We start from the raw sequence: 26,039 nt of genomic DNA on the forward strand, positions 1-26,039 counted from the left end.
GTTCAGATCTCCTGAAGCTCCTGGAGCTGCCGCCGTACATCCGCCAGCGCGCCCCGCCGGCGCCCCGGCACCCGGGCGCGCAACTCGGCCAGCGCGGGCCCCAGTTCGCGGGCCCGCGCCGGTTCGCCGATCCGGCCCCACTGGTGGTGCGCCCGGTCCGCCGCGGCCTCCACGGCGGGCGCGTCCGCCTCCTGGCCGGCCGCCAGCCGGTGCCCGGCGATCTCCATCCACCCCTGGCAGCTGCGCGCCGCGTCCCCCGCGAACATCGCGAGATCCGCGCGCACCTCGGCCCAGTGCAGGGCGTCCTCGGAGGCGGGACCGTGCTCGTCCGCGGCGGCCTCCTGGTGCCGGGCGGCGATCGCGTCCGCCTCCTCGTGCCGCCCGGCCTGTACGGCGGTACTGATGGCGGCGTGGGGGTCGGCGGCGGGGTCCTCCGGGGCCAGGTCCTCCGGCGCCGGTTCTTCCGATGCCGGGTCTTCCAGGGCGGGGGACGCGGGCTGCCGGGGGATGTCGAGCAGGGCGTCCGGCGCCACGACCGCACCCGCACCCGCACCCGCACCCGCACCCGCACCCATGCTCACGCCCGCACCCGCACCCGCACCGACGGGACCGCCGTACGTCTGCTGCGCGCCCACCGCCGGCCCGAACCCGGGGCCCCCGCCCGGCGCCGGGTGCGGGATCGCCGGATACGGCTGCGGGGCCGCGGCGGTGACCGGGGCCAGCAGGATGTTGGCCGGGGTCTCCTCCGGGATGCGGGCGAGCGCCTGCTGGTGGAGGTCGTCCAGCGCGGGGCGGTGGCCGCTGCGCAGCAGGGTGGCGACCGTCTTCATGTACGACGGCTCGGCCGGGCCCCGGCGCCCGTGCGGCGGGGCGATCCGGCCGTAGACCGCGGTGGTGCGCCCGCAGTCCAGCGGGTGTTCGTGCAGGTGCCGCCAGACCTCCGGGTCCGCGTGCAGATCGACCACCAGGGCCGTCTGCCCGGGAGCGCGCAGCCGCAGCTCCTCACGGATCCAGTGCCAGGGCACCGCGGTGTAGCGGACGGTGGCCGGGGTGGTGCGGGCCAGCGCCAGATGCGGCAGCCGCTGCCTGCGGTCCAGGTGCAGCTGGCCGGTGAGATACACGGTGAGCGGCCCCGGCGCGGCCGCGGCGGCGCGCAGCCGGGTCAGGACGCCCTGGGGCTCCACCGGGTCCGCGAGTTCCACGACGTTGGCGGTGTCGGTGCCGGACAGCACGGTGGGGGCGACGGCGGCCAGCACCGGCAGCACGGCGGCCGCGTCCACCAGGCGTCCCCGGCCCAGCGGCGAGGCCGCGAGCAGCAGCACGGTTCCGGGCATGGTCCCTCCCCCTGTAGGCCCTGCGGTCCCTGTGGATCCGCTCTCTCCCGTCAGCACCGTAGCCGCTGCGACCCCCGCGACGCGCCTTCGCCCGGGGAACATCACCGTTCGGGCGCTTCCGGCTGCCCTCCGGTCCCCTCGGATCTGCCCCCTCAGGAGATCCGGTTCCCCGGCGGCGCCCCGACTTCCGGCAGCGGCTCGGTCCCCGGGCACTCCTCGGTCTCCGGGAGGCGGCGGATCGCGAGGGCCGTGGTGTCGTCGGCCAGCCGGCCCCGGCTGTGCCGGAGCACCCCGTCGCGCACCCGCCGGACCAGCCGGCCGGGTTCGGCGCAGCGGGGATCGGCGGCGACCGCGCGGGCGACGTCGCCGATCAGGTCGTAGAACTCGCCCCCGGCGTCGCGGGCCTCGGTCACCCCGTCGGTGACCGCCAGCAGCGTCTCCTCCTCGGCGAGCGGCACCCGGTGGGCCGGCGGCAGCCCGCCGACCAGCTCGCTCAGCCCGAGCGGTGCCCCGTCCCCGCTGGGCAGCTCGCGCACCCCGCGCGGCCCGACCGCGAGCGGCGCCGAGTGCCCGAAGTTGATGACGTCGACCGTCCCGCGCTCGCCCCAGGAGAAGTCGGCCAGCACCGCCGTGGCGAACCGGTCCACGTCCCGGCGGCCGATCGCGGCGGAGTGCACCCGGTGCCGCAGCATCCGGATCTCCAGCCGCTCGGCGACGGTCCCGAGGTCCTTCTCGTGGTACGCGGCCTCCCGGAAGGTGCCGAGCAGCGCGGCCGCCGCGTCCACCGCGCCGAGCCCCTTGCCCTGGACGTCGCCGAGAAGCACCCGGATGCCGTACGGTCCGGGCTGGATGTCGTAGAAATCGCCTCCGACCTGCGCCTCCACATCCGCGGCGAGGTACATGCCCGCCTGTTCGAGACCGGCCCAGCGCTCGGGCAGCGGGCGCAGTACGGCCCGTACCGTGGTCTCGGCGACGTCCTCCATGCGCAGCATGTGCCGTTCCTGCCGCACGCGCAGCGCCGCCGTCAGGGTGGCCAGCAGGCCGCCGAGGGCGACGAGGACGAAGTCGGGCAGTCCCGCCTTGTACTGGTCGGGCCAGGCGTTGTCCAGCAGGACGTACGCGGCCAGCGACACCAGCGCGAACCCCGCCGTCGTGCCGGCTCCGCAGACCGCGGCGGCGAGGCCGGGCACCAGGACGATCCAGGAGACGATGCGGAACTCGGCGTCGGTGTTGAAGTCCAGCAGCGCGATGCCGACGAGCAGCAGCGACGGCAGCAGCCAGCCGTAGCCGCGCCCGCAGACGCCCCGGGGGCGCCACCGCGGGTACCTCACCCTGTTCACGGCTCGGGCCTTCTCCTGCTCACGGCGTCCGAGTCTCCAGGTTCCGGGCAGACACACGGCAGACCGGCGGGGTTATCCGGCGCCAGGGGCCCGGACACCCCGTGATCCCCGTGATTCCGGGCCCGGAGGTCCGGCCGAGTTGCCGGAGCGTGCCCCCAGGTGTGCATTGGATAGCGGAACCGGGGGCGAGGAGAGAGGAGTGCTCTCATGGCTCACGCGGCACCCACATCCGGCGGAATACCCCGGCGCGGCCCGGCGCCCGAGGTGCAGGCCGGCACCTCCCCCGACCAGCGGCGGACACCCGACATCCTCGACGCCCGCACCCATCGCATGGCCCGGATCGCGGTCCCCGTCGCGCTGGCCCTGGTCTACGGCTACTGGGTCGCGGCCGACAACCGCGCCGGCGGTCCCATCACCGGCTGGAACCTGCTGCTCGGGTTCGTCAGCGCCCTCGTCTTCGCCGCGGTCTGCGTCGCGCTGCTGACGCTGGCTCCCCGGATGATCCGGGAGGTGCACGCGCTGCTGTGGACGGCGTTCACCGGCATCGCCTTCGGCTGGCTCTACAGCCAGAGCGACCACTCGATCCTGCGCTCCATCCTGATGTCCCTGCTGATCGCCGGGGCCACCTTCGTCGTCTTCTTCTACCGGTACTACACCCGCGAGGACGCCTTCGGACGGCGGATCCGCTGAGGCGGGCGCGATCCACCCGGATCGCCCGAGCGGACGCACTCCGGTCGCGTGCCGGGCCCGCGGGCCGTTGCCTGAGAGGGTGCCGTCACGCCTGAGGAGAGCCCTGTCTGCCGTCCTGCTCACCCTGTCCTGCCTGCTCCTGCCGTTCGGCGCGCTGGCGCTCTGGGCGGCGTACGGGCTCACCGACACGGGCCGGTACGTCACCACGATGGCCCCGCTCGCCACCGACCCGGACGTGCGGGACGCCGTCGCGGACGCCGTCGGCGACAGCCTGCTCCGCGAGGCCGGCCGGGGGCTGGACACCGGCCCGCTGCGGGGCTCCGTACGGCCCTTCGTGCACGACGCCGTGCGCTCCTTCACCCAGACCCAGGCGTTCAGGCTCGCCTGGGACGCCGGAAACCGGGTCACCCACGACGCGGTGCTGCGGGCCCTGCGCGAGGACCGCGACGACGCGGCCGCCGGGCCGGTCACCGTGGACTTCGCCCCCGTCACCGCCCAGGTCAAACAGCAGCTCAGCGACGAGCACATACCGCTCGCCGCCCGTATCCCGGTGCAGCACACCGCGGTCGCCGTGCTCCCGGCCGACGAACTGACCTCGCTACGAAAGGGGTTCCACGTGCTCGAAGTCGCCGGATTCTGGCTTCCGCTCGCGGCCGTGGTCTTCGCCGCCGCGGGGATCGCCCTGGCCGTGCGCCGCCGCCGGGCCATCGCCGCGACCGCCCTCGGCACCGCCCTCGCGGGCGCGCTGCTCGGACTCGCGGTCGCCGTCGGCCGCTCCCTGACCCTCGCCGGACTGCCCGCCGACGTGCCCCACCCGGCCGCCGGCGCCGTCTACGACGCCCTGACCGGGACCCTGCGCACCGTCTCCTGGCTGCTGCTGGCCCTCGGCCTCACGGTGGCCCTCACCACCTGGCTGACCCGGAACCTGCGGCCCGCCCGCCTCGTGCGACGTCTGCGAGGACCAAAAGAGCCCGCGCCAGCTCCGGCTCAGGAACCGACCCGAGTCCAAGCCTGACCGCGCCCGGCGCCCCGCCGGGCCCCACCGAGAACGCCGACCCCGGCGTGACCGCGATCCCGCGCTCCCGGGCCGCCGCCGCGAAGGCGTCGGCCCGCCACGGCGCCGGCAGCTCCCACCAGGCGAAATAGGAGGACGGGTCCGACCGTACGGCGAACCCGTCCAGCCCTTGGCCAGCAGCCGCCGGCGCCGGGCGGCGTCCCGCCGCTTGGCCGCCACCAGCCGCTCCACGGTCCCGTCGCCGATCCAGCGCACCGCCGCCTCCAGCGCGAACGCGCCCGCGCTCCAGCCCCCGGACCGGATCGCCCGCGCCACGGCCTCCGTCCGGTCCCCGGGTACGACGACGAAGCCGACGGTGAGCCCGGGGGCGACGCGCTTGGAGAGCCCGTCGACGAGGTGCACGAGACCGGGGGCGAGGGCCGCGAGCGGGGGCGCGCCGCCCTCGTCCGGCGGGTGGAGGAAGGACCAGATCCGGTCCTCGATCACCGGTATCCCCAGCCTGTGGACGACGTCCGCCAGCTCGGCCCGGCGGGTCGCGCCCATGGTCAGTGTGGTCGGGTTGTGCAGGGTCGGCTGGAGGTAGAGGGCGGACAGCGGGGCCGCGCGGTGGGCGGCGGCGAGGGCCTCCGGGCGGGGTCCCTCCGCGTCCATGGCGAGCGGCACCAGGGTCCGGCCGAGCCGGGCGCCGATCTCCTTGACCAGCGGATACGTCAGCGGTTCGACGCCGATGCGGCCGCCGGGCCGGACGAGGGAGACGAGCGTGGCGGCGATGGCCTGCCGGGCGTTGCCGGTGAACAGGATGCGCTCCGGGTCGGCGCGCACACCGCCCTGGGCGAGCAGCCCGGCGACCGCCTCCCGGGCGGCCGGCGTCCCCGCGACCGAGGCCGGCCGCAGCGCGCCGCCCAGCGCGTCCGAGCGCGCGAGCGAGGCGAGGGCCGGGCTCATCATCTCCGACTGCCCCGGCAGACAGGGGTAGTTGAGCTCCAGGTTCACGGGTTCGTCGCCCGCCGCCTCGGTCAGGGCGCGCCCCGGCTGCCCGTCCGGCGCCCCGGCGCGTACGAACGTCCCGCGTCCGACCTCCCCCACCACCAGCCCCCGGCGCACGAGTTCGGCGTACACGCGCCCCGCGGTGGAGGGCGCGAGCCCGTGCCGCCGCGCGAACGCCCGCTGTGGTGGCAGCCGTTGGCCCGCCCGCAGCCGTCCGTTGGCGATGTCGGTGGCTATCCGGTCGGCGATGTGCCGGTAGTCGTTCACAGATCCCCCTGTTGCCCTGCTCTCCCGGCGCGGTCCTGGATTGCACCGAGGGCAAAGATCTTATTGCACCGAGGAGTTGAGCATCCTAGGGTCACCCACATGCCCCCTTACCTCGCCTACACCGACAAAGGCCCCGAAACCTCCCATCGGGCCCCACTCCTCCTCGTCCACGGCCACCCCTTCGACCGCACGATGTGGAACCCGCAGGTGACGCGGTTCTCGGCCGGGCGCCGGGTGATCGCCCCCGATCTGCGCGGCTACGGCGCCTCACCGGTGACCCCGGGTACCGTCCCGTTCGCCCGTCATGCCGAGGACCTGGCCGGGCTCCTGGACTTCCTGGGCGTGGAGACGTTCGTGCTGGCGGGCCTGTCGATGGGCGGCCAGATCGCGATGGAGTGCTGCGACCGCTTCGGCGACCGCGTCCGGGGCCTGGTCCTCGCGGACACCTTCGCCACCCCGGAGTCGCCCGAGGGGAAGCGGGCCCGGCGCGCGATGGCGGACCGGCTGCTCGCCGAGGGCATGCGGGGGTACGCCGACGAGGTGCTGGAACGGATGGTCGCGCCCTACGCCGACGACCGGGTGAAGGCCCACGTCCACGGCATGATGACGGCCACGCCGCCGGAGGGTGCCGCGGCGTCGCTGCGCGGCCGCGCCGAACGTCCCGACTACCGGCCCGTGTTGGCCCGGGTCGCGGTCCCGACGCTGGTCGTGGTCGGCGCCGACGACACCTACACGCCCGTCTCGGACGCCGAGTCTCTGGGCGACGCGGTGCCGGACTCGGTCGTCGAGGTGGTCGAGGGCGCGGCGCATCTGCCGAATCTGGAACGTCCCGAGGAGTTCAACCGCGCGCTGCACGCCTTCCTGTCGCGCGTGGACGGCACCGCGTAGGCACGGACGCGGAACGGGCACCGCATCCAGGGCCGCTAACCTTACGTGTCCGTCCTGGCCAGCGATTGACGGTGTCACCTCAGCGAAGGGTTGCACACACATGGGCATTCTCACTCTCCTGCGAAACGCATTCGGCCGCTCACGCAAGCCCCGGGCCGCCGAGGCAGAGGGTGCGACGACCCAACCGGAACCGACCCCGACCATCCCGGAACCCCGCGAGTCCCCGTCCCTCGAACAGGACACGCCGACCACCGAGGAACACGACCTGGTGGCCGCCGCGTTCGACGGCGTACGGGTACCGAGTCAGGCGGGCGAACCTGACGAGGGGACGGGGGCCGGGGCTGAGGTGAAGGCCGAGGCTGCGACCGAGGCCGGGAAGAAGGCCGAGGACGACGCCAAGGCGGAGGTGAAGCCCGAGGCTGTGGCCAAGGCTGCGCCTGCCGTGGCTACTGAGGCCGAGGTCGAGCAGAGGACCGAGGCTGAGCCGCAGATCGCCCCTGAGGCAACCGCTGGGGCCGAGGCCGAGAAGCAGACCGAGCCCGCAGCGGAGCCGCAGGCCGAGGGTGCGGTGTCGGCTGAGCCGCAGACCGAAACTGAGGCAACCGCTGAGCCCGTAGCCGGAACCGAGACGGCGGCTGAGGACGACGCTGCGGAAGCGGCCGGCGCCGAGGCCGAACAGCAGACCGAGCCTGAGGCGACCGCTGGGTCCGAAGCCGAACCGAAGGCGGCGGCCGAGGACGAGCGGGAGGCCGAGGCCACGGACGCGGCCGGCGCGGCCGAGGAGCAGATCGAGGCCGAGGTCGGGCCGGAGGCGGCGGCTCAGGGCGAGCCGGAGGCCGACGCCGAGGCCGAGGAGCGGACCGCGTCTGCGGCGACCACTGACGCCGACGACGCCGAGCCGCGAGCGGAAGCCGAGGCAGCCACGACCGAAGCGCCGGTCGAGGCCGAGGCCGAGCCGGAGGCCGACGCCGAGGCCGAGAAGCGGACCGCGTCTGCGGCAACCACTGACGCCGAGGCCGAGCCGGAGGCCGAGGCAGCCACGGCTGAGGCTGCGACCGAAGCGCCGGTCGAGGCCGGGGAGAAGACCGCGACCGAGACGGACATCGCGCCGCAGGCGGAGGCCGGGGTCGAGGCTGAAGAGGCGACGGCCGAAGCCGAGCCCGAGGCGCCCGCCGAGCCCGCAACCGCGCCGGACGCCGAGCCGCAGGCCGAGGCTGCGGTGTCGGCTGACGCCGAGGCTGAGCCGCAGACCGACACCGAGGCACCCACTGAGCCCGCAGCCGAACCGAAGGCGGCGGCTCAGGACGAGCCGGAGGCCGACGCTGCGGAAGCGGCCGACGCCGAGGCCGAGGAGCGGACCGCGTCTGCGGCAACCGCTGACGCCGACGCCGAGCCGGAGGCCGGGCCCGGAGCGACGGTCGAGGCCGAAGCCGACACCGAGCCGCGAGCGGAAGCCCAGGCGGCAGCGACCGACGTGCCGGTCGAGGCCGAGCAGAAGGCCGAGGCGCACATCGCGCCGCAGGCCGAAGCCGAGCCGGAGACCGTGGAGCAGACGGAACCGGCCTCCGAGCCGGCTTCCGGCCTGGAGCCCACGACGGAGACGGCGGAGGCCGAAGCGTCCCCGGAACCGGTCGCCGAAGAGACGCACGAGGCCGCCGCCGCGCCCACCGCGCCCACGGACGAGGAGCCCTCGGACCCGGCGGCCACCCCCGGGTCCGAGCCGGAGGCGACGGCGGACGTTCCCGCCACCGAGCACACCTCCCCGGCCCCCGCCGAAGCCCCCCACCACCCGCAAGCCGCCGACGGCGAAGGCGCCCCACCGGCAACCCCCACCCCCGAAACCCCCCGCGCGGACGGGAAGGACACCGGCGAGAGCACACCGGACGGCACCCGGACCCCCGCCACCCCCCTCCCCGCCGTCCAGGAAGCCGCCCCCACCCTCGCCACCGCCTACACCGCCGCCACCGCCCCCCTCGCGCACACCGACCTCACCGGCACCCGGGCGAAGCTCTACCTCGTGCTGGACCGCTCCGCGAGCATGCGCCCGTACTACAAGGACGGCTCCGCCCAGGCCCTCGCCGACCAGACCCTCGCCCTCGCCGCGCACCTGGACCCCGAGGCCACGGTCCACACCGTCTTCTTCTCCACCGAGGTCGATGGCACCACCGACCTCACCCTTAACCCGGACCACGCCACGCGGATCGACGACACCCACGCGGGCCTGGGCCGGATGGGCCGTACCAGCTACCACGCCGCCGTGGAAGCCGTACTCGCCCACTACGACGCGAACGTCGCCCCCGGCACCCCCGTCCTCGTCGTCTTCCAGACCGACGGCGCCCCGGACGCCAAGACCCCCGCGACCCAGGCCCTGACCGCCGCCGCGAAGACCCACCCCACGGTCTTCTTCTCCTTCGTGGCGTTCGGTGACCTGGACAACAAGGCGTTCGACTACCTCCGCAAGCTGAAGACCCCCAACACCGCCTTCTTCCACGCGGGCCCGGCCCCCCGCGAACTGACGGACACGGAACTCTACGAGGGCGTCCTCGCCACCTGGCGCCCGTAGCCACGAGGCGCAACCCCGTCCGGCCACCGGCCGCCCCCTTCCCACCCTGTAAAACGGGAAGCGGGCGGCCCACCCGTCTCGGCTACCATTTCAAGGTTCGTAAAACAACCCGACCTGGGAGCAGCCCGCGATGGCTCGACACCTCATCACCAGCGCCCTTCCGTACATCAACGGGATCAAGCACCTGGGCAACATGGTGGGGTCCATGCTCCCGGCGGACGTGTACTCCCGCTACCTCCGCCAGCGCGGCCACGACGTCCTCTACATCTGCGCCACCGACGAGCACGGCACCCCCGCCGAGCTGGCCGCCAAGGAGCAGGGTCTCCCCGTGGACGTGTTCTGCGCCCAGGCGCACGACGCCCAGAAGGCGGTCTACGACGGCTTCGCGCTGGCCTTCGACTACTTCGGCCGCAGCTCCTCCGCCGAGAACCGCGAGATCACCCAGCACTTCGCCCGCAAGCTGAACGAGAACGGCTTCATCGAGGAGCGGGCGATCCGGCAGGTCTACAGCCCCGCCGACGGCCGGTTCCTCCCGGACCGCTACGTCGAGGGCACCTGCCCGCACTGCGGCTACGACAAGGCCCGCGGCGACCAGTGCGAGAACTGCACCCGCGTGCTGGACCCGACCGACCTGATCAACCCGCGCAGCGCGATCTCCGGCTCCACGGACCTGGAGGTCCGCGAGACCAAGCACCTCTTCCTGCTCCAGTCCAAGCTCCAGCACGAGGTGGAGGAGTGGGTCGCCCGGCACGAGGACGACTGGCCGCAGCTGGCCTCCTCCATCGCCCGCAAGTGGCTGACCGAGGGCCTGCACGACCGTGCGATCACCCGTGACCTGGACTGGGGCGTCCCGGTCCCGGCGGACACCTGGCCCGAGCTGGCGGCCGAGGGCAAGGTCTTCTACGTCTGGTTCGACGCCCCGATCGAGTACATCGGCGCGACGAAGGAGTGGGCGGACCAGGACCAGGCAGGCCGGGACTGGAAGTCCTGGTGGTACGACGCCGACAGCGACGTGCGCTACACGGAGTTCATGGCCAAGGACAACGTCCCGTTCCACACGGTGATGTTCCCGGCCACGGAACTGGGCGTGCGCGAGCCGTGGAAGAAGGTCGACTACGTCAAGGCGTTCAACTGGCTGACGTACTACGGCGGCAAGTTCTCCACCTCGCAGAAGCGGGGCGTCTTCACCGACCAGGCCCTGTCCATCCTGCCCGCCGACTACTGGCGCTACTTCCTGATCGCCAACGCCCCGGAGTCGGACGACTCGTCCTTCACCTGGGAGCACTTCACCGCCACGGTGAACAAGGACCTGGCCGACACGCTCGGCAACTTCGTGAACCGCGTCCTGTCCTTCTCCCGCAAGCGCTTCGGCGACGACGTCCCGGCCGGCGGTGAGCCGGGCGAGGCGGAGGCGAAGCTCGGCGAGGAGATCGCGCGGCTCCTCGCGGAGTACGAGTCGCAGATGGAGTCCCTCCAGTTCCGCAAGGCGGCTGCCGCCCTGCGCGCGCTGTGGTCGGCCGGCAACTCCTACCTGGAGGAGAAGGCCCCCTGGCTGGAGATCAAGACCGACAAGGACGGCGCGGCCCTCACCCTGCGCACGGCGATGAACCTCATCCACCTCTACGCGGTCGTCTCCGAGCCCCTGATCCCGGCCACGGCCGCGGCCATGCGCGGTGCCTTCGCCCTCGCGTCGGACACCGCGAGCTGGGTGAGCGCGGACGAGGCCAGGTCCCTCGCCTCGGTCCCGGCCGGCACCCCCTTCACCGTCCCGCCGGTCCTGTTCGCCAAGCTGACGGACGAGGACCTGGCCGCCTACAAGGAGCGCTTCGGCGGCGAGGACAAGGCCGAGACGACCGCCTGAGCCGAGTCGTCACGACACACAGGGCCCGGAACGCCATCATGGCTTCCGGGCCCTGCCCGTCTCCATCACCCCGTTCCCCCTGGCAGAGTGCGGATCCCGTGAACCTTCCCGAACCCCACCGGCGGCTGATCGCGGACGCCGTCACGGCGGGCGGACCGCATGGTCTGGTCCTCGCCGGCGGATACGCGCTCCAGGCGCACGGACTCGTCCGGCGCCCGCACGCGGATGTCGACCTCGCGACCGAGAGTGCCGAGGGCATGGCGCACATCGCCGCCGCGGTCGCGGCCGCCCTGGAGGCGAGGGGCCGTACCGTCCGGGCACAGGACGCGACCGCGCGGACCGCCCGGCTGACCGTCACCGACCCGCCGACCGGGGAGCCGCAGGTCCTCGCGCTGCACAAGGAGAGCCTGTGGGGGCCGCCGGACCTCACCGGGTACGGGCCCGCCCTGTGCCTGGAGGACGCCGTCGGTACGAAGATCCGCGCGCTCTACGACCGGGGCGCGGCCGTCGACCTGATCGACGCGCGGGCCGCGGCGGCCCGGTTCTCGCTGCCCGACCTGGAGGAACTGGGCCGCCGGCACACCGATGACGCCTTCGACCTGCCCACCCTCCAGTCCCGGCTGACCGGCACCGACTTCTACCCCGACACCCAGTTCACCCGGTACGGCCTGGACGAGGCGGAGATCGCCGGGCTGCGGGCCTGGGCCCAGCACTGGTCGGACGACATCGCCGAGCGGCTGCTGGAGGACGGCGCCTCGCCGGACGAGGAAGACGAGGAAGACGAGGAAGACGAAGAGGACGAGGGGTAGGGGGAAGAGGGCTCGGCGGCGGACGCCCGGTGACGTGAAGACGCCCGGAACCCCAAAGGACTCCGGGCGTCTTCACGACAGCGGTACTACTTCGGCTGCGGCTTCCTGATGTTCAGGTGCAGCTCGCGCAGGCGGGACTCGTCCAGCTCGGTCGGCGCGCCCATCATCAGGTCCTGGGCGTTGCCGTTGAGCGGGAAGGCGATCGTCTCGCGGATGCTGGGCTCGTCCGCGAGGAGCATGACGATACGGTCCACGCCGGGAGCGATGCCGCCGTGCGGCGGGGCGCCGAAGCGGAACGCGCGGAGCATGCCCGCGAACTTCTCCTCGACGGTCTCGCGGTCGTAGCCCGCGATCTCGAACGCCTTCAGCATGATGTCCGGCTCGTGGTTCCGGATCGCGCCGGAGGACAGCTCGACGCCGTTGCAGACGATGTCGTACTGCCAGCCCAGGATGTCCAGCGGGTCCTGGGTCTCCAGGGCCTCCAGGCCGCCCTGCGGCATCGAGAAGGGGTTGTGCGAGAAGTCGATCGAGCCGGTCTCCTCGTCCTTCTCGTACATCGGGAAGTCGACGATCCAGCAGAACCGGAAGACGTTCTCCTCGAACTGGCCGGCGCGCTTGGCGGCCTCGACGCGGACCGCGCCCATGATCTTGGAGACCTCGTCGTACTCGCCCGCGCCGAAGAAGATCGCGTGGCCGGGGGCCAGCGAGAGGCGCTTGGTCAGCTCGGCGACGTTCTCCTCGGTGAGGAACTTGGCGATCGGGCCGGTCAGCGTCCCGTCCTCGCCGACGCGGACCCAGGCGAGGCCCTTCGCGCCCAGCGTGACGGCGAAGTCGCCGAGCTGGTCGAAGAACTTGCGCGGCTGGTCCTGGACCGCCGGCACCGGCAGGGCGCGCACGTGCTTGCCCGCGAACGCCTTGAACTCCGAGCCCTCGAAGACATCGGTGATGTCCACCAGCTCCAGCTTGGCGCGCAGGTCCGGCTTGTCGGAGCCGTACTTCAGCATCGCCTCGCGGAACGGGATGCGCGGGAAGGGGGAGGTGACATGGCGGCCGCCGCCGAACTCCTCGAACAGCTCGGTCATGAGCTTCTCGATCGGCTGGAAGACGTCCTCCTGCTCGACGAAGCTCATCTCGACGTCGAGCTGATAGAACTCGCCCGGCGAACGGTCGGCGCGGGCGTCCTCGTCGCGGAAGCAGGGCGCGATCTGGAAGTAGCGGTCGAAGCCGGAGATCATCAGCAGCTGCTTGAACTGCTGCGGGGCCTGCGGCAGGGCGTAGAAGCGGCCGGGGTTCAGGCGGGAGGGGACGACGAAGTCGCGGGCGCCCTCGGGGGAGGTCGCGGACAGGATCGGCGTCGCCATCTCGTTGAAGCCGAGCGCGGTCATCTTGTGGCGGATCGCGGAGATGACCGCCGTCCGCAGCATGATGTTGCGGTGCATGCGCTCGCGGCGCAGGTCGAGGAAGCGGTACTCCAGGCGCCGCTCCTCGTTGACCCCGTCCTCGGCGTTGATGGTGAAGGGGAGGGGCTGGGCCGCGCCGAGCAGCTCGACCTCGCTCACCTCGACCTCGATCTCGCCGGTCGGCAGGTCCGCGTTCACGTTCTCGGTTCCACGCGAGACGACGGAGCCGTCGACGCGGACCGTGGACTCCTTGGAGAGCTTGTCCAGGGCCTCGTAGGCGGGGGTGCCGGGGCGGGCGACCAGCTGCGTGATGCCGTAGTGGTCGCGCAGATCGATGAAGAGGATGCCGCCCAGGTCGCGCCGATTGTGCAGCCAGCCACTGAGCCGGACGTCGGTGCCGACGTCAGAGGCGCGGAGCTGGCCGCAGGTGTGGGACCTGTACCGATGCATCGTCGTTCATCGTCCTTCGTGGGAGCTTCGAGTTGGTGATCGCCCGGGTTGCCGGCCCCGGCTGATCCAAGGGTACCGGCCACCCCAAGATCGGCTCCCCACAGATTTACGGCCCGCGGCCCTACGGTGGCACGCATCGAGCGCATCTTCTTAAATGGGGACAATGCGTACAGGTGAGCCGCTCCCGGCCGTCGGAGACGTCCTCGCCGCCCTCGCGACCGGGCTGTGGCACTGGGACACCGCGGACAAGCTGGTCACCGTGGACGCGGAGGCGGCGCGGCTGCTCGGGCTGCCCGCGGCGCCGGCCACCCTCACCGAGGCCCAGACCCGGGCCCGGCTGCATCCGGCCGACTGGAACGAGATCACCGCGGTGGTGCAGCTCGCGGTCGCCGAGGGCACGCTCGCCGAGGTGCGGGTGCGGATCACGGACGAGGAGGGCACCGTCCTGCGCGTCGTACGCAGCCGTTCGAAACCGTCGTACGACACCGGGCGGCGCGCCTACGTCCTGACCGGCACCCTCCAGGAGGTCGCCGAGCCGGGCCCGGACCCGGCGGGCGGCCGCAGCGCGGTCACCGGGCCCTGGCGGCGCTCGCGGGAGGCGTTCCTGCTGGACGCGGGCCGGGCGCTGGCCGAGGCGCGGTCCACGGCGGAGGTGCTGCGGGTCGCGGCGGGCCTGTCGATGCCGGGGTTCTCGCCCAACGGCCTGGTGGTGTTCGGGGTGGAGGGCGACCGGCTGACGATGATCGGCCACCACGGGCACCAGTCCGACGAGATGGGCCCGTTCACCAGCATGCCGCTGGGGCTGGAGTACCCGGCGGCCGAGGTGGTGCGCACCGGGCGGGCGGTGTACCTCTCCTCGCCGGAGGAGTACCGGGACCGCTATCCGGTGACCTGGCCGCTGGCCCGGCCCTTCGGGCGCAGCTCGTGGGCGTTCCTGCCGCTGACCGTGGGCGGGCGCACGATGGGCGCCTGGATGGCGGGCTTCGCCTATCCGGTGGGGTTCACCCCGGACGAGCGGGCGGTGCTGACGACGGTGGCCCGGATGCTGGCGCAGGCCCTGTCCCGGGCGGAGACCGCCGAGTCGGAGCGGGAGCTGACGGAGGGCCTCCAGCGCTCGATGCTGCCCTCGCTGGGCCCGGAGGTCCCGGGGGTGCGGATCGCCGCCCGCTACATCCCGACCGGCGGCGGGCTCCAGGTGGGCGGCGACTGGTACGACATGATCCCGCTGCCCGCCGGCCGGTTCGCGCTGGTCATCGGGGATGTGCAGGGGCACGACGTACGGGCGGCCGGGCTGATGGGGCAGCTGCGGATCGCGCTGCGCGCCTACGCCTCCGAGGGGCACCGCCCGGACGCCGTGCTCTCGCGTGCCTCCCGCTTCCTGCACGGGATGACGCACGACGAGGAGGTGTCCGACCCGCGGTTCGCGACCTGCCTGTACGTGGCGGTGGACCCGGCGAGCGGGCGGCTGGAGATCGCCCGCGCGGGACACCCGGACCCGGTGATCCGGATGGCCGACGGCACGGTGATGCTGCGGCCGACGGCGGGCGGGCTGCCGCTGGGCATCGACCCGGACGCCGACTATCCGACGACCCGGTTCGCGCTCCAGCCAGGGGAGACGCTGATGCTGTGCACGGACGGGCTGATCGAGACCGGCGGCCACGATCTGGACAGCGGCTGGCTGCGGCTGCGCTCGATCCTGGAGGGCCAGGAGGGCGGTCTGGAGTCGCTGGCCGACGCGCTGGTGCAGGGTGTGCACGGGCCGTCCTCGCACCACACCACGGGGCCGCTGGCCGACCGGCGCGAGGACGACATCGCGCTGTTGCTGCTGTGCCGCCCGGGGCCGGGCTGCGGGTGCGACGACACGGTGGCGGTACGGCCCCGGGTGCGGCGCATGCTGCTGTCGGTGGGCCAGGACGAGCCCGAGCGGATCGCCGTGGCGCGCCGGAACGTGCGCGATCTGCTGCACGACTGGGCCTCCCCCGACCAGGTCGACTCGGCGGAGCTGCTGGTCTCCGAGATGGTCACCAACGTGCTGGTGCACACCGACGCGGACGCGCTGCTGCTGGTCGAGGTCGTCGAGGAGGACGGGCGGCGCCGGCTGCGGGTCGAGGTCTTCGACAGCGGCGACGACCTTCCGCACAAGCGCCGGCCCGGCGAACTGGCCTCCTCCGGGCGGGGACTGCTGCTGATCGGGCTCCTGGCGCACGCGTGGGGGGTGGACCCGCGGGGCGAGGGCAAGAGCATCTGGTTCGAGCTCTACGAAGGGCCGGGCGAGCCGGGCGGCGGGGCACCGGGTGACGGGGTGCCGGGCGGCGGGGTGCCGGTCGCCGGGGAGCCGACCGCGGCCGAGGGGCCGTAGCGTTCGCGCAGTTCCTGCAGGACGCCGAAGGCGGCCGCGGTCAGCGGGACGGCCAGGAGCATGCCGAGGATGCCGGCCACGGAGGCACCGGCCGTGATGGCGACCATGACCACCGCGGGATGCATCTGCACGGTACGGCTCTGGATCACCGGCTGGAGCACATGCCCCTCCAGCACCTGCACCGCGAGCACCACCCCGAGCGTCCACAGCGCGATGACGAAGCCCCGGTCGGCGAGGGCGACGAGCACCGCTACCGCGCCGGAGATGAACGCGCCGAGATAGGGGATGAAGGCGCCGACGAAGACCAGCGCGCCGAGCCCGAGGGCGCCGGGCACCCGGAGGATCAGCAGGCCGACGGTGATGCAGACGGCGTCGATCAGGGCGATCAGGGTGGTGCCGCGCATGAAGCCCTCGACGGCCCGGTAGGCGCGGCGCGCGACGGCTTCGAGGGTGTCGCCGGTGCCCCGGGGCGCGAGGGACCGCAGGGTGCCCGCCACCAGGTGGGAATCGCGCAGGAAGAAGAAGACCAGGACCAGGGCGAGGACGGCCAGCGCGATGCTCTCGCCGACGACGCTCACCCCGCTGATGACGTTGGACGCGGCCGTGCCGCCGAACCGGCGCAGCAGCTCCCCGGAGTTGGTGGTGAGGTCCTCCAGGCCGGTTCCGGCGGCCCCGAAGTGCCGGGAGACGCTCTTGGCGGCGGTGCGCAGCGAGGCCATGATCTCGTCGCCGCTGTCGACGAGGGCGGCGACCACGATGTAGACGGCGCCGCCGACGACGGCCACGACGGCGACGCAGGTCAGCCCGGCGGACACCGAGCGCTGTACGCCGGCCCGCACCAGCCGCCGGTGCAGGGGGCCGAGCAGGGCGGTGCCGAGGAGGGCGAGCAGGACCGCGGTGACGGCCGTACGCAGTTCGCCGCACAGCCGCACCCCGACCCATCCGACCCCGGCGACCAGCAGCAGCACGGCGCACCACGCGGCAAGCCGCCGTACGGGCTCGGGCAACAGATGCACGTCCCCCAGCCGATCACGCCGGCCGCCGGGTGTCGCGCGGTGCGGGCCCGGGCGGGTGAGCGCCGGCCGACCGTGCGGGCGCCCCCGCGGACTTCGTCGGCCGCGGGGGCGCCCCGTTCGGGAGGGTCAGGACGCGGGACCCTCGTCCGTCATGCCGTGGACGGCGGGAACCGTGCCGAGGCGGCCCTTCTGGAAGTCCTCGAACGCCTGCATGAGCTCGTCCTTGGTGTTCATGACGAAGGGGCCGTAGTGGGCCATCGGCTCGCGGATCGGGCGGCCGCCGAGGAGTACGACCTCCAGGTCCGGCGTGTTGCCGTCCTGCCGCTCGTCGGCGCGCACGGTCAGCGAGGACCCGGCGCCGAGGACGGCCGTCTGACCCGTGTGGACCGGACGGCGCTCGGCGCCGACGCTGCCGCGGCCCGCCAGCACGTAGGCCAGGGCGTTGAAGTCCTCCCGCCAGGGCAGCGTGATCTCCGCACCGGGCGCGAGCGTCGCGTGGACCATGGTGATCGGGGTGTGCGTGATGCCGGGACCCTCGTGGCCGTCCAGCTCACCGGCGATCACCCGGAGCAGCGCGCCGCCGTCCGCCGAGGTCAGCAGCTGGACGCTGCCGGCCCGGATGTCCTGGTAGCGCGGGGCCATCATCTTGTCCGCGGCCGGGAGGTTCACCCACAGCTGGAGCCCGTGGAAGAGGCCGCCCGAGACGACGAGGTGCTCCGGCGGCGCCTCGATGTGCAGCAGCCCGGCGCCCGCCGTCATCCACTGGGTGTCGCCGTCGGTGATGGTGCCGCCACCGCCCTGGCTGTCCTGGTGGTCGAAGATCCCGTCGATGATGTAGGTGACGGTCTCGAAGCCGCGGTGCGGGTGCCACGGGGTGCCTTTGGGCTCGCCCGGCGCGTACTCCACCTCGCCCATCTGATCCATCATGATGAACGGGTCGAGATGGCGGTAATTGATCCCCGCGAACGCCCGGCGCACGGGGAAGCCCTCGCCCTCGTACCCGCTCGGCGCGGTGGTGACGGTGAGCACCTTGCGCGCCACGGCATCGGCGGGAGCGGTCACACGGGGCAGCGTCAACGGGTTCTCGACGGTCACTGCAGGCATGGTGGCTACCTCCTTCGTACGCTCACTTTAGTTGAGCGTTGAACTTCTTGCCACCCACAACAGAGCGGGCCCGGAGGGCATTCCCTCCGGGCCCGCGCGACGACGAGTCTCAGCCGATCTGCCGTACGTCCGTACGTCCGGCCGGCCGTCCGGTCAGCCGTACATGCGGCGCATCGCGAAATCGACCATCTGCTCGACGGCCTTCGCGTCGAACACCATCCGGTGCTCGCCCTCCATGTCCAGGACGAAGCCGTAGCCGGTCGGCAGCAGGTCGATCACCTCGGCGCCGGTGATCACGAAGTACTTGGACTCCTTGCCCGCGTACCGCCGCAGCTCCTTGAGCGAGGTGAACATCGGGATCACCGGCTGCTGGGTGTTGTGCAGGGCGAGGAAGCCGGGGGTGTCACCGCGCGGGCAGTACACCTTCGACGTCGCGAAGATCTGCTGGAAGTCCTCGGGGGACATCTGCCCGGTGGTGAACGCGCGCACCGCGTCCGCGAGCGAGGGCGGGGACGGCTCCGGATAGAGCGGCGGCTGCTGGCCGTACCCGCCGGCCCCGCCCGCCATCTGCTGCTGCCCCGACGTGTACTGCTGCTGCGCGGCGCCGCCGTCCATGGGCTGGCCGTATCCGTACATGGGCGCAAGCGTACCGAGATCCGCGCCGTCGCAGGGATGGACCCGAAAGGCCCACAGGAGTAGACCCTTCTCACACTTGGCCGGACTGGGGTTGCGTCTTATTACCGGCGGGTAGCATCATCGTAGCTACTTATTGGTACGTGAAACAGATGCGAGGAGTCAGTGCCTCGCCGATCCCTCAACGGAGCCGTCGCCATGGGGCACTACAAGTCGAATCTCCGCGACATCGAGTTCAACCTCTTCGAAGTACTCGGGCGCGACAAGGTGTACGGCACCGGCCCGTTCGAGGAGATGGACGTCGAGACCGCCAAGAGCATCCTGGACGAGATGACCCGCCTCTCGGAGAACGAGCTGGCCGAGTCCTTCGCCGACGCCGACCGCAACCCGCCGGTCTTCGACCCGGAGACCAACACGGCGCCGGTCCCGGCCTCCTTCAGGAAGAGCTACCAGTCCTTCATGGACTCCGAGTACTGGCGCCTCGGCCTGCCCGAGGAGATCGGCGGCACCACCTCGCCGCGCTCCCTGATCTGGGCCTACGCCGAGCTGATCCTGGGCGCCAACCCGGCCGTGTGGATGTACTCCTCCGGCCCGGCGTTCGCCGGCATCCTCTTCGAGGAGGGCAACGAGGTCCAGAAGCACATCGCCTCGATCGCCGTGGAGAAGCAGTGGGGCTCCACGATGGTGCTCACCGAGCCCGACGCGGGCTCCGACGTGGGCGCCGGCCGCACCAAGGCGGTCCAGCAGGAGGACGGCTCCTGGCACATCGAGGGCGTGAAGCGCTTCATCACCTCGGGTGAGCACGACATGTCGGAGAACATCCTCCACTACGTGCTCGCGCGTCCCGAGGGCGCCGGCCCCGGCACCAAGGGCCTGTCCCTGTTCCTGGTGCCGAAGCACGAGTTCGACTTCGAGACCGGCGAGCTGGGCGAGCGCAACGGCGTCTACGCCACCAACGTCGAGCACAAGATGGGCCTGAAGGCGTCCAACACGTGCGAGATGACCTTCGGCGACCGCCACCCCGCCAAGGGCTGGCTGATCGGCGACAAGCACGACGGCATCCGCCAGATGTTCCGCATCATCGAGTTCGCCCGCATGATGGTCGGCACGAAGGCGATCTCCACGCTGTCCACCGGCTACCTGAACGCCCTGGAGTACGCCAAGGAGCGCGTCCAGGGTCCGGACCTGGCCAACTTCATGGACAAGGCCGCGCCCAAGGTCACCATCACCCACCACCCCGACGTGCGCCGCTCGCTGATGACGCAGAAGGCGTACGCCGAGGGCATGCGGGCCCTGGTGATGTACACCGCCTCCGTCCAGGACGCGATCCAGGTCAAGGAGGCGAACGGCGAGGACGCCTCCGCCGACCACGCCCTCAACGACCTGCTGCTGCCCGTCGTCAAGGGCTACGGCTCCGAGAAGGCGTACGAGCAGCTGGCCCAGTCGCTCCAGACGTTCGGCGGCTCCGGCTTCCTCCAGGAGTACCCGATCGAGCAGTACATCCGGGACTCCAAGATCGACACCCTCTACGAGGGCACCACCGCGATCCAGGGCCAGGACTTCTTCTTCCGCAAGATCGTCCGCAACCAGGGCGCCGCGCTGAACTCGCTCGCCGAGGACATCAAGAAGTTCCTGGCGCTCGGCACCGGCGGCGAGGACCTGTCCGGCGCCCGCGAGCACCTGGCCAAGGCCGCCGTGGAGCTGGAGGCGATCGTCGGCCTGATGCTGACCGACCTCGCCGCCACCCAGGACGACGCCAAGAACATCTACAAGGTCGGCCTGAACACCACCCGCCTGCTGCTCGCCTCCGGCGACGTCATCATCGGCTACCTGCTGCTCAAGGGTGCCGCCGTCGCCACCGAGAAGCTCGCCACGGCCTCCGCGAAGGACAAGGCGTTCTACACCGGCAAGATCGCCGCCGCGAAGTTCTTCGCCGCGAACGTCCTGCCAGGCGTCACCCTGGCCCGCAAGCTCGCCACGGGCCTCGAGCTGGACCTGATGGAGCTGGACGAGGCCGCGTTCTAGGACGCCCCGGACCGGCGCCCTTTCCCGGCGCCGGTGCCGGACGTTCCGGACGTCCCTGCCGTTTCCGTGCACGGGCCCGCTCCCCTTACCGGGAGCGGGCCCGTGCCCGTCGTTAAGGTGAATGCCATGAGCGCCCCATCCCGCCCGTCGCACGCCGTCACCCCTCCAGCGAGCGCTGCGCGCGCCCCTCTCGCCTTCGACCGCGGCCACACCGACGACCTGATGTCCTTCCTCGCGGCCAGCCCCACGCCGTACCACGCCGTGGCGAACGTCGCCGAGCGGCTGGAGAAGGCCGGCTTCCGGCAGGTCGCCGAGACGGACGCCTGGGACGGCACCAGCGGCGGCCGGTACGTGCTGCGCGGTGGCGCGATCATCGCCTGGTACGTCCCCGAGGACGCCGCGCCGCACACGCCGTTCCACATCATCGGCGCGCACACCGACTCCCCCAACCTGCGGATCAAGCCGCGCCCGGACACCGGCGCGCACGGCTGGCGCCAGGTCGCCGTGGAGATCTACGGCGGCCCGCTGATGAACTCCTGGCTGGACCGCGATCTGGGCCTGGCCGGCCGGCTGACCCTGCGCGACGGCTCCACCGTCCTGGTCGACGTGGACCGGCCGCTGCTGCGGGTGCCGCAGCTCGCCATCCACCTGGACCGCTCGGTCAGCAGCGAGGGCCTCAAGCTGGACAAGCAGCGCCACCTCCAGCCCGTGTGGGGCCTCGGCGACGAGGTGCTCGACGGCGACCTGATCTCCTTCCTGGAGCAGGAGGCCGGCCTGGACGCGCACTCGGTGGCCGGCTGGGACCTGATGACGTACCCGGTGGAGGCACCGGCCTACCTCGGCCGGGACCGCGAACTGGTCGCCGGTCCGCGCATGGACAACCTGCTCTCCGTGCACGCGGGCGCCGCCGCGCTGGCCGCCGCCGCGACCTCCGGCACCCCGCTCACCCGCATCCCGGTGCTGGCCGCCTTCGACCACGAGGAGAACGGCTCGCAGTCCGACACCGGCGCGGACGGCCCGCTGCTCGGCTCCGTCCTGGAGCGCTCGGTGTTCGCCCGCGGCGGCAGCTACGAGGACCGCGCCCGCGCCTTCGCCGGCACCGTGTGCCTCTCCTCGGACACCGGGCACGCCGTGCACCCCAACTACGCGGAGCGGCACGACCCGACGCACCACCCGCGCGTCAACGGCGGCCCGATCCTCAAGGTGAACGTCAACAACCGCTACGCCACGGACGGTTCGGGCCGCGCGGTGTTCGCCGCCGCCTGCGAGAAGGCCGGTGTCCCCTTCCAGTCGTTCGTCTCCAACAACTCCATGCCCTGCGGCACCACCATCGGCCCGATCACCGCGGCCCGGCACGGCATCCGCACCGTCGACATCGGCGTGGCGATCCTCTCCATGCACAGCGCCCGCGAACTGTGCGGCGCCGACGACCCGTTCCTCCTCGCCAACGCCCTCACCGCCTTCCTGGAGGGATAGGCCCCCGGTCCTCCGAAAGGCCGCCCGCGAACGGCCTTTCGGAGAGACGGATCGCGAACTGCCGCCGTGCGCAGGGCTACTCGGGGCCGCGCGGGGTATCCGGACGGCACCGGAGATTCCGGAACCGAAAGGGGAGGCGAAGCCTCATGGGGCTCGGCGGATGCATCATCCTCATCGCCGTGGGGGCCATCCTCACGTTCGCGACCGACTGGCACATGCACGGCGTCAACCTCACGGTCGTCGGCCTGATCCTGATGGCCGTCGGACTGATCGGCGTCGCCACGTTCAGCGGGATCGCACGGCGCCGGCGGGTCGTCGTACCGCCCGCGACGCCGATCGTGGAGGAGGACCCCACCGCCATCACCACACCGGTGAGGGCTACACCGACGGCTACGGCGTCTGAGACCCGCTCTCCTGCTCGTCCATCCCCGCGAGGACGAGCGGCAGACGGTCCGTCGCACCCTCGGTGAGGCGGACCGGGACACCCCAGTCCTGCTGGTGCACATGGCAGGCCGGGTACTCGTTCTCCCCGTCGTCGTCGCAGGACGCGGCCATCGCGGATATGTGCAACACCCCTTCCCGGACGGCCGCGTCGAGCTCCAGTTCCCGGCTCAGGCCGGTGCCCGCTCCCTCGCCCCGGAGCAGCAGCTCGGGCGGGGTCGAGGAGACCAGCAGGCGGGTGGAGGGGCCGTAGCGGGTGTCCAGCTTCTGGCCCCGCGGGGCCTGGAAGACGACGTCGAGCAGCAGCCGGCCGGGAGCGACCTCGGTCGCCGCGCGCCGGGTGCGGTGGGCCACCGACTCCACACGCACCGCCTCCTCCGGCAGCCGCAGCCGGGTCAGCCGGTGCCGGGCCGACTCCACCACCACGATGTCCTCGCCGACGAGCACCGCGTCGCTGGGCTCGCGCAGATCCGTGGCGAGGGTGGTCACCTCGCCGGTCGCCGGGTCGTAGCGGCGCAGGGCGTGGTTGTAGGTGTCGGCGACCGCGACCGAGCCGTCCGGCAGCGCGGTGACGCCCAACGGGTGCTGGAACAACGCCTGTCCGGCCGCGCCGTCCCGGTGCCCGAAGTCGAACAGGCCGGTGCCGACCGCGGTGTGCACCGCCCCGTCCGGGTCCACCCAGCGCAGGGCGCTGGTCTCGGAGTCGGCGAGCCACAGCCGGTCGGCGGTGGCCGCGAGCCCGGAGGGCTGGGCGAACCACGCCTCGGCGGCGGGGCCGTCGACCAGTCCCTCGTTGGTCGTCCCGGCGGCGACCGCGACCGTGCCGTCCTCGGGGTCGTACGTCCACAGCTGGTGGACGCCCGCCATGGCGATCCACACCCGGCCCTGCCACCAGGCGACGTCCCAGGGCGAGGAGAGGTCGGTCTCGCGGGCCGGTCCCGAGGTGGCGGCCCCCTGCATCCACTGGCGCCCGGTGCCCGCGAGGGTCGTGGTGCGGCCCGTTCCGGGGTCGAAGCGGCGCAGGGCGTGATGGACGGTGTCCGCCACCACCACGCTGCCGTCGGGCAGCAGGGCGAGCCCCTGCGGCTCCTGGAAGCGGGCACGGTCCTCGGGGCCGTCGACGAGCCTCCGGCCGCCCTGGCCGATGCGCCGTACGACGGTCTCCCCGTCCGCCGCCAGCTCCACCAGCTGATGCCGGGTGGTGTCGCTGACCAGGAGGTTCCCGGACGGGAGCAGCAGCGCCTTGCCCGGGAAGCGCAGGGTCGTCGGCTCCGGCTCCGGCGGTACGTACGGGCCGTCACCGCGGCGCAGCGTGCCCTTCGCCCCGTGCTCGGCCGCCAGCTCCGTCACCAGCCGCTCGATGGCGTGCACATGGCCCTCGCCCGCGTGCTGGGCGACGACATACCCCTCCGGGTCGACGACCACGAGCGTCGGCCAGGCGCGCACCGCGTACTGCTTCCAGGTGGCCAGCTCGGGGTCGTCCAGCACCGGGTGGGCCACGCCGTACCGCTCCACCGCGTCCGCGACCGCAGCGTGTTCCGCCTCGTGCGCGAACTTGGGGGAGTGCACGCCGATCACCACCACCGTGTCCGGGTGTCGGTGCTCCAGCTCGCGCAGCTCGTCCAGGACATGCAGGCAGTTGATGCAGCAGAAGGTCCAGAAGTCCAGGACGACGATGCGGCCGCGCAGGTCGGACAGCGTGTACGCACGGCCGCCCGTGTTCAGCCAGCCGCCCTTGCCGGTCAGCTCGGGAGCACGGACGCGGGGGCGCCGGGGTGGTGCGGAATCGGTCATGGCTCAAGAGTGCCACCGGCCCCCGGCATCCCGCTCGGCCTGTGGATAACCCGGACAACTCGCCCGCACCGCCTGTGGAAAAGCGGTCCGCGCGCCGCGAATCGCCCCACGCGCCCGTGATGAATCCACCGAACCTGGGAAGGGCTCAGGACATGAGATTCCTGGTACGCGACCGGCTGCTCGGCATCGGCGAAGACTATTGGATCGAGGACGAGCACGGCCGCAAGGTCTTCCTCGTCGACGGCAAGGCCATGCGGCTGCGGGACACCTTCGAGCTGAAGGACGCCCAGGGCCGGGTCCTGATCGACATCCACCAGAAGATGTTCGCCCTGCGCGACACGATGGTGATCGAACGGGACGGCGAGGGCCTCGCCACCATCAAGCGCAAGCGGCTGTCGCTGCTGCGCAACCACTACCGCGTCGCGCTGGCCGACGGCTCCGAACTGGACGTCAGCGGCAAGATCCTCGACCGCGAGTTCGTCGTCGAGTACGACGGCGAGGTGCTGGCCGTGATCTCCCGCCGCTGGCTGCACCTGCGGGAGACCTACGGCGTGGACGTCGTGCGCGAGGACGCGGACCCGGCGCTCATCATCGCGGTCGCGGTGTGCGTGATCCACCTCGCGGACAAGGAGCGGGAGGACGACTGACCCGGCGGGAGGACGACCGGCATGCCGCCGGGGCGCGTGCCGCCCGCGGGGACGCCGTACCGCCCGCGGGTCCGGTGCGCGGGGCGGGGCCGGCTAACGCCGGGGCGGCGCCAGCCCGAGGACGCGGTCCTTCAGCGCGGGGAACTGCTCGCGCGTCTCCGCCACCTTCGCCGGGTCGAGGTCGACGGTGAGGACCTCCTCGCCGGCGCCGGCCTCGGCCAGCACCTCGCCCCAGGGGTCCACCACGATCGAGTGACCCGCCTGCGGAACTCCCGCGTGCGTCCCGGCCGTTCCGCAGGCGAGCACGAACGCCTGGTTCTCCACCGCCCGTGCCCGGGCCAGCAGCGTCCAGTGCGCGCGTCGCCGCTCGGGCCAGCCCGCCGGGAGCACCAGCAGCTCGGCGCCGGCGTCGACCAGCGCGCGGAAGAGTTCGGGGAAGCGCAGGTCGTAGCAGGTGCCGAGGCCGAGCGTGGTGCCGGGCAGCGGGACCGTCACCGGCTCCCGGCCCGCGCCCATCAGCACGGCCTCGCCCTGGTCGAAGCCGAAGCGGTGGATCTTGCGGTAGGCGGCGGCCAGTTCGCCGGAGGGGGAGAGGACGAGGGAGGTGTTGTAGAGGGTCCCGTCGTCCGGCCCGGAGCCGTCGGCGGACGCCGCGCGCTCGGGGATCGACCCGGCGTGCAGCCAGACACCCGCGTCGGCCGCGGCCTCGGCCATCGCCTCGTACGTCGGCCCGCGCAGCGGCTCGGCCTCGCGGCCGAAGTCCTCGTAGGCGAAGGCGCCGGTGGTCCACAGCTCGGGCAGCACCACCAGATCGGCCCCGGCCTGGGCCCGGACCAGCGCGGCCGCGCGCTTTCTGCGCGAGGCGGGCGTTTCGCCCTCGTCGACGCCGATCTGGATCAGAGAGGCGCGCACACTACCACCGTCCTGGCATTCGAGTCGT

At 72.7% G+C, this 26,039-nt stretch carries 18 protein-coding genes and 2 pseudogenes; 11 read left to right on the forward strand and 9 right to left on the reverse strand.

Going from position 1 to position 26,039, the window contains the following annotated elements; genetic code table 11:
- Nucleotides 1-2: 2 nt before the first annotated feature.
- Both GHR20_RS17635 and GHR20_RS17640 read right to left on the reverse strand, forming a co-directional pair.
- Nucleotides 3-1,334: a hypothetical protein gene (locus tag GHR20_RS17635; protein ID WP_153813713.1), complete on the reverse strand. Its 1,332-nt coding sequence runs from the start codon at nucleotides 1,332-1,334 to the stop codon at nucleotides 3-5.
- A gap of 152 nt (nucleotides 1,335-1,486) precedes the next feature.
- Nucleotides 1,487-2,674 (reverse strand): PP2C family protein-serine/threonine phosphatase, encoded by a 1,188-nt coding sequence (locus GHR20_RS17640; RefSeq protein ID WP_153813714.1) that lies wholly within the window; start codon nucleotides 2,672-2,674, stop codon nucleotides 1,487-1,489.
- 207 nt (nucleotides 2,675-2,881) lie between these two features.
- On the opposite strand from GHR20_RS17640, the gene GHR20_RS17645 reads away from it, so the two are divergent.
- The gene (locus tag GHR20_RS17645; RefSeq protein ID WP_153813715.1) at nucleotides 2,882-3,364 is read left to right on the forward strand and encodes a hypothetical protein; all 483 of its coding nucleotides are present in this window, start codon (nucleotides 2,882-2,884) and stop codon (nucleotides 3,362-3,364) included.
- A 79-nt stretch (nucleotides 3,365-3,443) separates the two neighbouring features.
- The gene (locus tag GHR20_RS17650; RefSeq protein ID WP_153813716.1) at nucleotides 3,444-4,379 is read left to right on the forward strand and encodes a hypothetical protein; all 936 of its coding nucleotides are present in this window, start codon (nucleotides 3,444-3,446) and stop codon (nucleotides 4,377-4,379) included.
- On the opposite strand, the pseudogene GHR20_RS17655 reads toward GHR20_RS17650, so the two are convergent.
- A pseudogene (locus GHR20_RS17655) lies at nucleotides 4,267-5,633 on the reverse strand (PLP-dependent aminotransferase family protein). The gene GHR20_RS17650 and the pseudogene GHR20_RS17655 sit on opposite strands and share 113 nt — an antisense overlap.
- 99 nt (nucleotides 5,634-5,732) lie before the next feature.
- Here GHR20_RS17655 and GHR20_RS17660 point away from each other — a divergent pair.
- The 4 genes from GHR20_RS17660 to GHR20_RS17675 all read left to right on the forward strand — a co-directional run bounded on the left by GHR20_RS17660 (nucleotide 5,733) and on the right by GHR20_RS17675 (nucleotide 11,754).
- The gene (locus tag GHR20_RS17660; protein ID WP_111583267.1) at nucleotides 5,733-6,521 is read left to right on the forward strand and encodes an alpha/beta fold hydrolase; all 789 of its coding nucleotides are present in this window, start codon (nucleotides 5,733-5,735) and stop codon (nucleotides 6,519-6,521) included.
- A 100-nt stretch (nucleotides 6,522-6,621) separates the two neighbouring features.
- Nucleotides 6,622-9,084 (forward strand): VWA domain-containing protein, encoded by a 2,463-nt coding sequence (locus GHR20_RS37560; protein WP_243878061.1) that lies wholly within the window; start codon nucleotides 6,622-6,624, stop codon nucleotides 9,082-9,084.
- Between the two features lie 130 nt (nucleotides 9,085-9,214).
- Nucleotides 9,215-10,945: a methionine--tRNA ligase gene (gene metG / locus GHR20_RS17670; RefSeq protein ID WP_153813717.1), complete on the forward strand. Its 1,731-nt coding sequence runs from the start codon at nucleotides 9,215-9,217 to the stop codon at nucleotides 10,943-10,945.
- 98 nt (nucleotides 10,946-11,043) lie between these two features.
- Entirely contained in the window at nucleotides 11,044-11,754 is a 711-nt protein-coding gene (locus tag GHR20_RS17675) for a hypothetical protein (RefSeq protein ID WP_153813718.1), read from the forward strand.
- Between the two features lie 86 nt (nucleotides 11,755-11,840).
- On the opposite strand, the gene aspS is transcribed toward GHR20_RS17675, so the two are convergent.
- Nucleotides 11,841-13,604 carry an aspartate--tRNA ligase gene (aspS, locus tag GHR20_RS17680; RefSeq protein WP_111583271.1) on the reverse strand — a complete coding sequence of 588 codons (1,764 nt, stop codon included), beginning with the start codon at nucleotides 13,602-13,604 and terminating at the stop codon, nucleotides 11,841-11,843.
- A gap of 163 nt (nucleotides 13,605-13,767) precedes the next feature.
- On the opposite strand from aspS, the gene GHR20_RS17685 reads away from it, so the two are divergent.
- The gene (locus GHR20_RS17685) at nucleotides 13,768-15,963 is read left to right on the forward strand and encodes a SpoIIE family protein phosphatase (RefSeq protein WP_111583272.1); all 2,196 of its coding nucleotides are present in this window, start codon (nucleotides 13,768-13,770) and stop codon (nucleotides 15,961-15,963) included.
- On the opposite strand, the gene GHR20_RS17690 is transcribed toward GHR20_RS17685, so the two are convergent.
- From GHR20_RS17690 to GHR20_RS17700, 3 genes are all read right to left on the reverse strand, one after another.
- Nucleotides 15,861-16,979 carry an AI-2E family transporter gene (locus tag GHR20_RS17690; RefSeq protein WP_153813719.1) on the reverse strand — a complete coding sequence of 373 codons (1,119 nt, stop codon included), beginning with the start codon at nucleotides 16,977-16,979 and terminating at the stop codon, nucleotides 15,861-15,863. The genes GHR20_RS17685 and GHR20_RS17690 overlap by 103 nt on opposite strands.
- A 126-nt stretch (nucleotides 16,980-17,105) precedes the next feature.
- On the reverse strand, nucleotides 17,106-18,083 hold the full coding sequence (locus tag GHR20_RS17695; protein ID WP_111583274.1) for a pirin family protein: 978 nt from the start codon (nucleotides 18,081-18,083) through the stop codon (nucleotides 17,106-17,108).
- Nucleotides 18,084-18,236: 153 nt separating this feature from the next.
- A complete protein-coding gene (locus GHR20_RS17700) occupies nucleotides 18,237-18,719 on the reverse strand; it encodes an SseB family protein (protein WP_111583275.1) in 483 nt (160 codons plus the stop codon).
- Nucleotides 18,720-18,914: 195 nt separating this feature from the next.
- Here GHR20_RS17700 and GHR20_RS17705 point away from each other — a divergent pair, with 195 nt between their 5' ends.
- The 3 genes and pseudogenes from GHR20_RS17705 to GHR20_RS37565 all read left to right on the forward strand — a co-directional run bounded on the left by GHR20_RS17705 (nucleotide 18,915) and on the right by GHR20_RS37565 (nucleotide 22,620).
- Nucleotides 18,915-20,741, forward strand: coding sequence for an acyl-CoA dehydrogenase (locus tag GHR20_RS17705; protein ID WP_153813720.1), 1,827 nt, complete (start codon nucleotides 18,915-18,917; stop codon nucleotides 20,739-20,741).
- A 126-nt stretch (nucleotides 20,742-20,867) separates the two neighbouring features.
- Nucleotides 20,868-22,217 carry a M18 family aminopeptidase gene (locus GHR20_RS17710; RefSeq protein ID WP_275549693.1) on the forward strand — a complete coding sequence of 450 codons (1,350 nt, stop codon included), beginning with the start codon at nucleotides 20,868-20,870 and terminating at the stop codon, nucleotides 22,215-22,217.
- Between the two features lie 146 nt (nucleotides 22,218-22,363).
- Nucleotides 22,364-22,620 (forward strand): annotated as a pseudogene (locus GHR20_RS37565) (DUF6458 family protein).
- On the opposite strand, the gene GHR20_RS17720 reads toward GHR20_RS37565, so the two are convergent.
- Entirely contained in the window at nucleotides 22,608-24,452 is a 1,845-nt protein-coding gene (locus tag GHR20_RS17720) for an NHL domain-containing thioredoxin family protein (protein WP_153813721.1), read from the reverse strand. The pseudogene GHR20_RS37565 and the gene GHR20_RS17720 overlap by 13 nt on opposite strands.
- Nucleotides 24,453-24,604: 152 nt before the next feature.
- Here GHR20_RS17720 and GHR20_RS17725 point away from each other — a divergent pair, with 152 nt between their 5' ends.
- On the forward strand, nucleotides 24,605-25,099 hold the full coding sequence (locus tag GHR20_RS17725) for an LURP-one-related family protein (RefSeq protein ID WP_111583280.1): 495 nt from the start codon (nucleotides 24,605-24,607) through the stop codon (nucleotides 25,097-25,099).
- A 93-nt stretch (nucleotides 25,100-25,192) separates the two neighbouring features.
- Here GHR20_RS17725 and GHR20_RS17730 read toward each other — a convergent pair whose 3' ends face one another.
- Entirely contained in the window at nucleotides 25,193-26,011 is an 819-nt protein-coding gene (locus tag GHR20_RS17730) for a carbon-nitrogen family hydrolase (protein WP_153813722.1), read from the reverse strand.
- Between the last annotated feature and the right edge of the window lie 28 nt (nucleotides 26,012-26,039).

The organism is Streptomyces sp. SUK 48 (assembly GCF_009650765.1).
Taxonomy (GTDB): domain Bacteria; phylum Actinomycetota; class Actinomycetes; order Streptomycetales; family Streptomycetaceae; genus Streptomyces.